The sequence below is a fragment of the Verminephrobacter aporrectodeae subsp. tuberculatae At4 genome (assembly GCF_000193225.1).
Taxonomy (GTDB): domain Bacteria; phylum Pseudomonadota; class Gammaproteobacteria; order Burkholderiales; family Burkholderiaceae_C; genus Acidovorax; species Acidovorax aporrectodeae.
In genome coordinates, this window is sequence record NZ_AFAL01000972.1 from 1 (window position 1) to 10,409 (window position 10,409).

Here is a 10,409-nt window from a genome sequence, read left to right on the forward strand (position 1 = left end):
ATGCACCCGCATCGACTGCGTGTCGCTCGGCGTCGTGGTGAACCGCAATGCCCAGCGGTTTTATGACGAGGGCGAGGACTTCTGGCCCAAGCGCTACGCCATCTGGGGGCGCTTGGTCGCCCAACAGCCGGGGCAAATGGGCTACTCGATCATTGACGCCAAGGCGCTCGGGCGTTTCATGCCCCCCGTTTTTCCTGGCGTGCTGGCGCACACATTGGAGGAATTGGCACAAAAGCTCGGGCTCGACGCCGCCGCCCTCATGCGCACCCTGAATGACTACAACGCGGCCTGCCGCGTGGGGCACTTTGACCACACCGCGCTCGACGACTGCCATACCGAGGGCCTGCGCCCCGCCAAGACGCATTGGGCGCGCCCCATCGACACCGCGCCTTTCTGCGCCTACGCGCTCAAACCGGGCGTGACCTTTACCTACCTGGGCCTGCGCACGGACGAAACCGCCGCCGTGCGCTTCTCCGACGCGCCCAGCCAGAACCTGTTCGTGGCGGGCGAAATGATGGCGGGAAACGTGCTCGGCAAAGGCTATGCGGCGGGCGTTGGCATGTCCATTGGCACGGCCCTTGGCCGCATCGCCGGCAGCAACGCAGCACGCGCGGCCATCCGGAAGGAGCCACAGCGTGCAAGCGCTTGATGCCCTGACCCGCGCTGCACGCGCCTTGGCGGACGGGGCGCGCGTGTCTGGCCCGGCGCAAACCGAAGCGGCGCGGCAAATGCAGATTTGCAACGCCTGCCGGTATTGCGAAGGTTTTTGCGCGGTATTTCCGGCGATGACGCGCCGGCTGGAATTCGGAAAAGCCGATATCCACTTTCTGGCGAACCTGTGCCATGACTGCGGTGCCTGCCTGCATGCCTGCCAGTACGCACCACCGCATGCGTTTGCCGTGAACGTCCCGCAGGCCATGGCGCGCGTGCGCGTCCAGACCTATACCGACTATGCCTGGCCCCCAACGTTCGGAAAACTCTACCAGCGCAATGGCCTGACCGTTTCCTTGGCGCTGCTGCTTGGGCTGGCCTTGTTCCTGTTCCTGGCCATGCTCTCCCAGGGCGCGCCGTGGAATGTGCCGACGGGCGCGGGGTTCTACGGCATTTTTCCGCACACGGTCCTGGTGCTGCTGTTTGCCCCCGTATTCTTGTTCTCCACCTTGGCCTTGGGCATGGGCGTTCGTCGATTCTGGCGCGACCTGACTCCTGCCACCAGCGGCGCACCGCTGACGCGTTCCGCAGCAGCGCAGGCCGCAGACGCCGTTTTGCGCCTGAAGTACCTGGACGGCGGACATGGTGCGGGCTGCCACAACGAGGACGACGCGCACACGCTCTCGCGGCGGCGCTTGCACCACTGCACCTTCTACGGGTTCCTGCTGTGCTTTGCCGCCACCAGCGTGGCAACGCTGTATCACTATGTCCTGGGTTTGGCCGCGCCCTACGACTGGCCCAGCCTGCCCAAAGTTCTCGGGGTCGCAGGGGGCGTGAGCCTGCTCGTTGGCACGGCGGGCCTGGGGTGGCTGAACCTCAGGCGCCACCCCCTGCACGGTGACGCAGCGCAGAAACCGATGGACCGGGGTTTTATGGCACTGCTGTTCTTCACCAGCGCCAGCGGTTTGGCGCTCTGGCTGTGCCGGGGAACCCCGGCCATGCCCCTGGTGCTGTGCCTGCACCTGGCCGCTGTCATGGCCCTGTTCGCCACCCTGCCCTACGGAAAATTCGCGCACGGCATTTTCCGCAGCGCGGCCCTATTGCGCCACTGCGTCGAGCAGCGCCAGCCTGGCAGATGGGGCGCCCCGTGATGAGCCGGAGCAGGACCGGGACCATGCAAATATCGGAAAAGCCTTTGAGAGCCAACCGGAGCAAAAAATGACATGCCCTCGCCGCCGGACATTTTTGCAAACCATCGCAGCAGCCAGCGTATTGCCAAGCACTGCGTTTGCACAGGGACTGGACGCCTGGCCGACAGGCACGGTCAAGATGGTCGTCCCCTACGCCGCAGGGGGAGCGACCGACATGGTGGCGCGCGCGCTCGCCGAGAAAATGACCGTGCTCCGGGGCCACGCAGTGCTCGTCGAGAACAAGCCCGGTGCGGGAACGACGCTGGCAGCCGCCCAGGTGGCGCGCGCGCAAGGCGATGGGCTCACGCTCTACATGACCACCTCGGCGCACACCATCAGCGCGAGCATTTACAAAAAACTCGATTACCACCCGATCGATGACTTTGCCCCGCTGACGCTGATCGCCAAAGTCCCCTTGGTGCTGGTCGTGCGCCCGGGCCTGAACATCCGGACCTTGGACGATTTCGTCCGCCATGCGCAGGCCCATCCGGACAAAATGGCCTACGCATCCCCGGGAAACGGTACGGCGCAACACCTCGCCGGTGCAATGTTCAACATGGCGCAGCAGACCAAAATGGTGCATGTTCCCTACAAGGGTGACGCTCCGGCAATCACCGACGTACTGGGCGGGTCGGTGGACGCGATGTTTGCCACGCTGACCGGGGTGCTTGCGCATATTGCATCCGGCAAGTTGCAGGCCGTCGCCATTGCGCATGACCACCGTGTCGAGAAAATTCCGAAAATACCAACCTTCGCACAAGCGGGTCTGAAGAACTTCGAGTATTCCACGTGGTTTGGTGTGCTGGCTCCGGCATCCATGAGAAACAAACTGCGTGAGCGCATCGGCCAGGACATCCGATCGGCCGTGCTGATGCCGGAAATGCGGCAAAAGTGGGTTGATATGGGAGCCGAGGTGGTCGCAAGCGAACCGGCGCAATTCCATGCCTTCATGCAGGAGGAATCCCGAAAATGGCAAGCCGCGGTGCAAATTTCCGCCGCCGAAATCGACTGAACGCCAGCAGACCCTCGCTATTTCCCCTTCTTGCGCACGATCACCTGCCCGTTGCGCGCCCCGCTGTGCGCTCCGCCCTGCCAGGTCACGGCGCCGTTGACGATCACCGTGTCGATGCCCTCGGCCGCCTGCTTCGGGTTCTCGTAGCTGGCCCTGTCGCGCACCGTTGCGGCGTCGAAGATGACCACATCGGCGTGCTGCCCGGGCGCGAGCGTGCCGCGCCCTTGGAGTCCGAAGTTGCGCGCCGTGAGTCCGCTCATCTTCCACACCGCGGTCATTTGTCACGCGAAGCGGACTGACACTCGCCGGTTGTGCGCGCTTTTCTTTTCGATCTTTTCGCAGACAACCCGCCCGATCTCTCTGGTGTTTCGCACGTGAGTTCCGCCGCAAGGCTGAACATCGACTCCAACAATTTCGATCATCTGGACTTCGCCGTTGAGCGTCGGCGGAGCGGCTCCTTGCGTGCGTGACATCTGCAGCGCGGCCTCGGTTTGGGCAACCGTCGTGCGATAGCTCCTGACCTCGAGCCCTGCCTCGACCAACTCGTTCAGCTTGGCCGTGATGACGGCTTTATCCAGCGTCATCTCCGGGAGATCGAAATCAAGTCGCCCTTTCTCGTGACCGATGCTGCAACCCGTAACGGGCGCGGCGACCATCGAGCAGAGCAGATGCAGGCAGGTATGCATCCTCATGTGCTGATGGCGACGCGCCGCATCGATGTCGCCACGCAGCGCCATGCCGGAAGAGAAGCGAATCTCAGAACCCTCCACTTGGTGCCAAATGACGGAACGACGCAACGGATCGCGCAGCGTCCCCATGACCCGCACGGTTGTGCCGTCGGGCATCGTGAGGCTCCCGGTATCTCCAGGTTGACCGCCGCCTGTCGGATAGAACAGGGTCTGGTCCAACGCCACACCAAGGTCACTCACCTCAAGCGCTGTCGCGCTGAACGTGGTTTCGTAGGGCGCGTGTTCGAAAAGAGGGCGGGTTTGCATGCTTGAATCCTCTCGTTTAGTCCAGTGCCGAGAGCGCGTTTGTATCAACAACGCCTCTGACCAAACCGCCCAGGCCTGGGGGCTCCAGAACGGTGACCTGGTGGTCCGGGCACGCCACGCGCAGGTGAAGGGGCAATCCTGGAGGCGGCAGCGGACCACCTCCGTGCAGCAGGCGGAACTGCGCGTGATGACGCGTACTATCAGTGCGCTCGAACCGCAGGCTCGCCACGCGCTCGTGCCCTGAGTCCAGAACCTCCACATCTTGCGATTCAACGGACTCGCCGACCAAGTGCAAGTGCAGATTCGATGCGAACGCGCTGAAGTAGCCGCACTTGGTTGCTCCGTGAAGCTTGAGCACCTGCACCTGGTTCGCGATGCGCACGCGGGCGTGCGCCGGAACGTCTTGCGTGATGACACAGAACGGGCTGATGAAGACATCGTCGCCGATCACCACTGGCCCCAACACTCTTGCGGCCGAACCAATCTCGACACCGTTGCCGAGTCGAGGGTGCCGCTTGCCGTTTCGGTTGTTGGCAATGCCGGTGGCGCCCAGGATCACGCCAGAAAGGATGTAGCAGTCGTCCCCGATATCGCAGGTTTCGCCGATCACAGTTCCGAAGCCGTGGTCGAGCACAAAACGTCGGCCGATGGTCGCTGCCGGATGAATTTCCACCCCTGACAAGACCTTGCCTCGGTTGCTGAGCCGTTGAGATATCAATTCGCAAACCGGTCCGAACTCGGGAATCAGCTTCCACAGTTGTTGCGCCAGCCGATAGCAGATCACGGCCTGGAACGTCGCGTAGGTCTCCAGTATCAAGCCAGGGTCGCCGTGAGACGCTGGGTCCCTGGAAGCGTAGGCGTGGAGATCTTCGTGCAGCAGTCCCACCGCGCGATCCAGACAGCCCGCGAGTGCCGCTCCAAGATGTCTCCGCTCGAAGGGCCGCAAGGAACATTCCATCGCATCGAGCACCGCATGATGTAGCCCTGTGTTCAAGGAGACGACTGCCATCACTCGAAATAGGGCAGGTAGGACTCGGCCCCGTCGTACACCAATGCCAGCAGCACGCTGTGCTTCGGTACATCCCGAGCCACCTTGGAAATGGCGACGAAATTTGCTGCAGAAGAGATCCCCATGCTGATGGCATCCGAGCGAATGACGCGGTAGGCCATGTCGATGCACTCTTCTCTCGAGACCTTGATCATTCCGTCGAGGACTCCGACGTTGAGAATGCTCGGCACCACACCGATCGACAGTCCTTGAATCTCGTGGGGCGCGTGACGATCGAGCAGCAGGTCGCACTGTTCAGGTTCGACGCCAAACACGCGGAGACCCGGCCAGTGCGCCTTCAATGTTTCACCGATTCCCGTGACATGACCGCCCGTGCCGATTCCACCCACGAAGTAGTCCACCTGCTGGCCCGCGAAGTCGCGGATGATTTCCAGGGCAGTGGTCTGCCGGTGTGTCTCCGGATTGGCCACGTTGCGCTGCTGGTTCAGCATTACGTACGTCGGGTGCTGGAACTGCAACTCCATCGCCTTCTCGCCGTGCGAGTTGTTGCCGCGTCGACTGTCGGATAGCTCAACCTTCGCCCCGTACAGGCGCAGCAGTTTCTGCTTCTCGATGCTGTAGTTGTCAGGGATCACCAGCACCAAGCGATAGCCAAGGATGTTGCTGGCGATGGCCAAGCCGATGCCCGTGTTGCCCCCGCTTGGCTCGATGATCGTTTGCCCCTGACCGCGACTCAGGATGCACTTTCGTTCGGCGTCCAAGATCATGCCGAGTGCAATTCTGACCTTATGACTGCCGCCGGGGTTGAGCGATTCCAGCTTGGCGTAGGCGTGCACTCCATGCTCGGAAGAGAAGGCTGTGAGCCGAACCACCGGCGTGTTGCCGATGGCGTCAAGTAGCGAGTCGTGAATCATGTGGCGTGGCGGCCGAAACACGGATTCAATAGATCGGCATGGTGGGCTCGACATCGCGAACCCAGCGCTTCATTCCGCCCTTGAGAACCTGTGCGTTGCGAAAGCCGGCGGCTATCAAGGTACTTGCCGCCCGCTCCGCGCGCGCACCGGCGTAGCACACAACGTAGTGATCCTTGTCGCGATCGAGTTCGTCGATCCGTGACTCGAGCTGAGCCAGCGGAATGTGCAGCACGTCAGACAGCTTGCAGACTTCCAGTTCGTTGGCGTCGCGCACGTCCAGCAGCACAAGCTCGCCCTCGCGCTTGTCGATCAAACGCTTCAGGGCCATCGGGTCGATGTAGAAATCATCCGGCAACGCCGACTTCGTTGGGGTACTGCTCAAACACGCGACTTCTGCCTCGGAAGGACTCCGATGTGAGTGATCAGGTGAGCAGGTCGGGCATTCCGGACGCCGCCGAAAACGAACTTCATTGAACTTCATGGAGAGCGCGTTGATGCAGAGAAGACGCCCGACCAGTGATTCACCGATCCCGAGGATCAGTTTGATGGCCTCGGTGGCTTGGACGAGCCCCACCAACCCGGGCAGGACTCCGATGACACCACCGGCACTGCAACTTGGTGACAACTCCGCTGGCGGGCTACTGGGGTACAAACAGCGATAGCAGGGGCCGTCGTTGTGATTGAACAGGCTGACCTGACCTTCGAAGCGGTAGACGGAGCCATAGACCAGCGGCTTACGAAGTTGGGCACAAGCGTCGTTGACCAAGTAGCGCGTCGAGAAATTGTCGGTTCCGTCCACGACAAGGTCGTACTGCTCGATGAGCCGAACAGCGTTGTCGGCGTCGAGAGAAGCGTTGTACGTGTGCAAATTTCGATGCAGGAATTCAAGTCCTGCAGGCGACGCTTGGCCGACTCGACCTTGGGCATTCCGAGCGTGCTGTTGCCATGCACGACTTGGCGCTGCAGGTTGCTAGACTCAACCACATCGAAGTCGATCAGACCCAACCTGCCCACACCGGCAGCCGCAAGGTATAGCGACACGGGCGAGCCCAATCCACCGGTGCCAATGACCAGCACCTTGGCATCCTTCAGTTTCTGCTGACCCTGCCTTCCGACACCCGGCAGAGTGATGTGGCGCACGTACCGCTGGACTTCCTCGTTGCTCAAGGTAGCGGTGTCGATACCGCCGGACGCAGCGAGCATGACTTCGATCGAACTGCCGGCAGGCAATGCAAGGTCAGGTTCGACCAACTCGCCTGCGGACGTGAAGAGGAAGTGATCCTTCAGCCGACTGTTGTCATAAAAAAGGTGGCCGCGAAGCCCTGCGTGCCGCTCGCACAGGTGCTCGATCAGTTCGCGCAACGTCTTTCCGTCCGCTTCGAGACGCCCCTCCGGCAAGTTTGCGACTCGCGCCAAGATAGCTGGAAATTGAATCGTGTTCATGTTGTGTTTCTCCCGTTGAGGTGATCGTTGAAACGGATCGCTAGCTGAAACTCTCCCGGCACTCGAACTGCATGCCGTCCCACTCGAATTGTTTGGAACCGTGAACTCCGTCGTCGCGAACATCAACGACGAGGTAGCTCACCGGGTAGATGGGCTCGCCTGCGAACAAGGCCTTGTCGTGGTCCTCACCGCTGAAATAGGCGCCGACATTGGGATGCGAGTGGTAGATGATGGAAACTGGGTTGTCCGTGCGCATGCTCGCAACAAGCCGTGCGGTGTCGGCCAACGAAAACGTGTAGCCATTGGCGGCGTTTCGCTTGTACGACTCTGGGTTGCTGCGATTCAATTCGTCCTGGATGTTGGCGCCGAGGTGAACCGTTCCGTCTGCGAACACGAAGCCGCAACACTCCAGCGGATACGACCGCATGGCGTGCGCGTAGATCCGTTCGAGGCTGGACTTGCAGAGCACGGTCTATTCCGGCCTCGCATCGGCCGGCCGCTCGCGCGCCAATAGCTTTTCGACCGGCATCTTCGTAGCCGCAAAGCCGACCAACAGGATCGCCGAGTAGGTGACAAGATCGGTGGACAACGACAAACCTTCGTACCAGGAGCCGATGACCACGGCGAAGACGGGGAAGATGATGAAGACGAAAGACAGGACGATCGGGCTGAGCCTCTTGAGCAGGAAGAAGTAAACGATGAAGCCACCGACCGACGCAAAGAGTCCCAAGTAAATCAGGGCACCCCATGAGCGCGCGGTGACATCGACCAGCGCGGGTCGCTCGAGCAGCCACCCAGCCAGGAAGAGCATCAATCCGGACAATCCGATGGGCAATGTGTTGTAGGTGATCACGCTGATGCCCACGCCTTGCTTCTTCGTCACCACGTAGCAAAGCGCGTGCATGACGGCGGCCGAGAGGATCGCAATGACACCCAGGAACTCGCCATGATCCAGATGCATGCCTTGCGTCTTGATGATCATGTAGAGGCTGCCGAAGCCCACCCCGATCCCAAGCACCTGTGATACGTAGATCTTTTCGCGCAGGAAGAGCGCTGAGAAGATGAGGATGAAAATCGGCATCGTGCTGAAGAGCAGCGCCGTCAGGCCGGACGAGACGTGCGTCTCGCCGTAGTTCAGAAGGTAGTACGGGAGGCTGAAGTAGGTCAGCGTAACGAACACGAAGAATCGGCCCTTGCCGCGGGGAAAGAAGATCGACTCGCGCCGGAACGTCGCGAAAAGCAGGAAGAGCGGAAAGGCGATCAGGAAGCGCAGGCCCGCCGCAGTCAGCGGCGGAACGCTTTCCACGGCAACCTTGATCGCCAGCCAGGTGGTGCCCCAACTCAAACAGACGATCAGGAACAAGATGCTCGTGACGAGGCTAGGCGCGACCCAGTTCCGCCATGCGGGAGCGGGACTCGTTGTGACTGACGAGGCAATTGACATGATGGTATTTGTTGGAAGTCAGTTCAATGACATGTACACTCTTGATGCAAATCGCCGTCTATTGCGACGGAAACGAGCTTAAGTTGGAAAGAAATGACTGTCAAAGACTATATTGATACCAATTCAATTCTCCTCGAAGCCCTCACCTCCGGGCGAGGCACCAAGTACAAGCGACTTGCACACGCGATGGAGCAGCGAATCCAGCGCGGCGACATCAAGGCCGGGTCCAAATTGCCCACGCATCGCAAGCTGGCTGACAGCCTCGGCGTCACCAGCGGCACTGTGAGTCGCGCCTATTCCGAGCTAGAACGCCTCGGCCTGGTGGTCGCGCGAGTGGGCGACGGCACCTTTGCTCGCCAGCGCGGTATCGAGCACAAGCGCGACGAGGGCTTCCGCACGTTTACCGATGAGCCTTTCGAGGCCTTCGACATGAGCCGGAACATGCACATCCCGGGGGCCGAGGCAGACGTGCTAGCCAAGACCCTGCAAAAGTTGGCGAGGGACCCTCAGATCCTGCGTGAACTGAGCCTCTACACACCTGACCCAGGATTGCCGCGACACAGGCAAGCGGGCACCAAGTGGTTGACACACGGCGACTTCGTTCCCAAGTTGGACCAGGTCGCCTGCGTAAACGGTGGCCAGCACGGCCTGTTGTGTACGCTGATGGGCCTCCTGCGCCCCGGCGACACAGTAGCGACAGAGCGGCTGACTTATCCGGGCTTGATCACGACGGCGCGCTTTCTCGGCATCAAGCTCGTGGGCGTGGCGATGGACGAAGAGGGCCTGCTCCCCGAGTCCCTCGACGAGTTGTGCCGAACGAATCGCGTGTCAGCGCTCTATTGCACGCCGACGCTGCAGAACCCAACCAACGGCGTTCTCTCGACCGCCCGACGAGAGGCCATCGCGAGCGTCTGTCGGCAACAGAACCTTCTCGTTTTTGAGGACGAGGTTCATGGCGTTCTGGTGGAAGATCGCCCGCCCCCAATGAGCGCCTTCGCTCCGGAACGGAGCATCCTGATCAGCAGCCTGAGCAAGGCTGTCTCCGCTGGCCTGCGAGTGGGCTATTTGCACGCGCCGGCGGCGTTGTTCGGTCGCCTATCGGCGGCCCTTCGATCGTCCTGTTGGATGGCAACGCCGCTGACCCAGGAGTTGGCCAGCATCTGGATCGAGAATGGCACTGCCCGGGAAATGAAGCAGCGTCAAGTTGCCGAGATCAGTCGGCGCAAGGGCCTGGTCTCTCCGTTGCTCGAGGGGACGAGATACAAGACGCACGCACAAAGCCCGCATTTCTGGATCGAGGTGAACGAGCCATGGCGGGCCTCGGAGATCGAAGCCGATCTGCGGAGCAAGAACTACCTGATCAGCACCGCCGAGCCCTTCACCATCTCTCGAAACGATGTCCCGCAGTTCATCCGCGCCAGCGTCAGCAACACGTGGAACAACGACAAGCTTCTGTACGACGGCTTTCAACGCGTGGCCAACTCCCTTGTTTCGGTGTAACTATTCAGCCGCTACCGACGAATTCCATCGGAGCGCCATTGAACGCTGCCCGTAGCGCCTCAAGCATGCCAACCCCATGCTTGCGAGCAGTGTCCAGATAGGAGCGGATCGTGCAGAAGCTTTGCGCCCCGGCAAAGGTGCGAAAGCAACCCGAGATCTTTTGCTTGACCTTGGGCATCCGGATGGCCCGCTCGGCAAAGTTGTTCGTGAAAGGCACCGACAGGTCACGCGCAAAGCGCAGCACCTCTTGC

General features: G+C 61.2%; 13 protein-coding genes and 2 pseudogenes. 6 read left to right on the plus strand and 9 right to left on the minus strand.

The genetic code is table 11. From position 1 onward, the window contains the following. The 3 genes from VTU_RS0123665 to VTU_RS0123675 form a co-directional block, all read left to right on the plus strand. Positions 1-649, plus strand: a 649-nt coding sequence (locus VTU_RS0123665; protein WP_010110056.1) for an FAD-binding protein, incomplete at its 5' end; no start/stop codon positions are given. Further along, the gene (gene tcuB, locus VTU_RS0123670) at positions 636-1,802 is read left to right on the plus strand and encodes a tricarballylate utilization 4Fe-4S protein TcuB (protein ID WP_010110057.1); all 1,167 of its coding nucleotides are present in this window, start codon (positions 636-638) and stop codon (positions 1,800-1,802) included. The genes VTU_RS0123665 and tcuB, both read left to right, overlap by 14 nt. A gap of 121 nt (positions 1,803-1,923) precedes the next feature. Next, positions 1,924-2,853 carry a tripartite tricarboxylate transporter substrate binding protein gene (locus VTU_RS0123675; RefSeq protein WP_236610858.1) on the plus strand — a complete coding sequence of 310 codons (930 nt, stop codon included), beginning with the start codon at positions 1,924-1,926 and terminating at the stop codon, positions 2,851-2,853. A gap of 17 nt (positions 2,854-2,870) precedes the next feature. Here VTU_RS0123675 and VTU_RS0123680 read toward each other — a convergent pair. The 3 genes and pseudogenes from VTU_RS0123680 to VTU_RS0123690 all read right to left on the minus strand — a co-directional run. Next, positions 2,871-3,128, minus strand: a pseudogene (locus tag VTU_RS0123680) (amidohydrolase family protein); the annotation flags it as partial. Between the two features lie 6 nt (positions 3,129-3,134). Beyond that, entirely contained in the window at positions 3,135-3,848 is a 714-nt protein-coding gene (locus VTU_RS0123685) for an alanyl-tRNA editing protein (protein ID WP_010110061.1), read from the minus strand. 16 nt (positions 3,849-3,864) lie between these two features. Next, positions 3,865-4,665 carry a serine O-acetyltransferase gene (locus VTU_RS0123690; RefSeq protein ID WP_010110062.1) on the minus strand — a complete coding sequence of 267 codons (801 nt, stop codon included), beginning with the start codon at positions 4,663-4,665 and terminating at the stop codon, positions 3,865-3,867. Between the two features lie 42 nt (positions 4,666-4,707). On the opposite strand from VTU_RS0123690, the gene VTU_RS35500 reads away from it, so the two are divergent. Further along, positions 4,708-4,830, plus strand: coding sequence for a hypothetical protein (locus VTU_RS35500; protein ID WP_010110063.1), 123 nt, complete (start codon positions 4,708-4,710; stop codon positions 4,828-4,830). Between the two features lie 26 nt (positions 4,831-4,856). Here VTU_RS35500 and VTU_RS0123695 read toward each other — a convergent pair whose 3' ends face one another. The 3 genes and pseudogenes from VTU_RS0123695 to VTU_RS35285 all read right to left on the minus strand — a co-directional run. Beyond that, on the minus strand, positions 4,857-5,771 hold the full coding sequence (locus VTU_RS0123695; RefSeq protein ID WP_010110064.1) for a PLP-dependent cysteine synthase family protein: 915 nt from the start codon (positions 5,769-5,771) through the stop codon (positions 4,857-4,859). A 25-nt stretch (positions 5,772-5,796) separates the two neighbouring features. Next, on the minus strand, positions 5,797-6,639 hold the full coding sequence (locus VTU_RS35280; RefSeq protein WP_236610859.1) for a ThiF family adenylyltransferase: 843 nt from the start codon (positions 6,637-6,639) through the stop codon (positions 5,797-5,799). 32 nt (positions 6,640-6,671) lie between these two features. Beyond that, positions 6,672-6,974: pseudogene (locus VTU_RS35285) on the minus strand (HesA/MoeB/ThiF family protein); the annotation flags it as partial. Between VTU_RS35285 and VTU_RS35290 the strand changes: the two are divergent. After that, complete coding sequence (locus VTU_RS35290; protein ID WP_029554706.1) at positions 6,903-7,238, plus strand: hypothetical protein; 336 nt, start codon at positions 6,903-6,905, stop codon at positions 7,236-7,238. The pseudogene VTU_RS35285 and the gene VTU_RS35290 overlap by 72 nt on opposite strands. Before the next feature lie 16 nt (positions 7,239-7,254). Here VTU_RS35290 and VTU_RS34530 read toward each other — a convergent pair whose 3' ends face one another. Beyond that, positions 7,255-7,683, minus strand: coding sequence for a M67 family metallopeptidase (locus VTU_RS34530; RefSeq protein WP_010110065.1), 429 nt, complete (start codon positions 7,681-7,683; stop codon positions 7,255-7,257). A 3-nt stretch (positions 7,684-7,686) separates the two neighbouring features. Then, positions 7,687-8,577, minus strand: a complete 891-nt coding sequence (locus tag VTU_RS0123720; RefSeq protein WP_010110066.1) for a DMT family transporter — start codon at positions 8,575-8,577, stop codon at positions 7,687-7,689. Positions 8,578-8,751: 174 nt separating this feature from the next. On the opposite strand from VTU_RS0123720, the gene VTU_RS0123725 reads away from it, so the two are divergent. Further along, positions 8,752-10,158: an aminotransferase-like domain-containing protein gene (locus VTU_RS0123725; protein ID WP_010110067.1), complete on the plus strand. Its 1,407-nt coding sequence runs from the start codon at positions 8,752-8,754 to the stop codon at positions 10,156-10,158. A gap of 4 nt (positions 10,159-10,162) precedes the next feature. Here the strand turns inward: VTU_RS0123725 and VTU_RS0123730 are convergent. Then, a partial coding sequence (locus VTU_RS0123730) for an IS66 family transposase (RefSeq protein WP_010110068.1) occupies positions 10,163-10,409 on the minus strand: 247 nt, incomplete at its 5' end.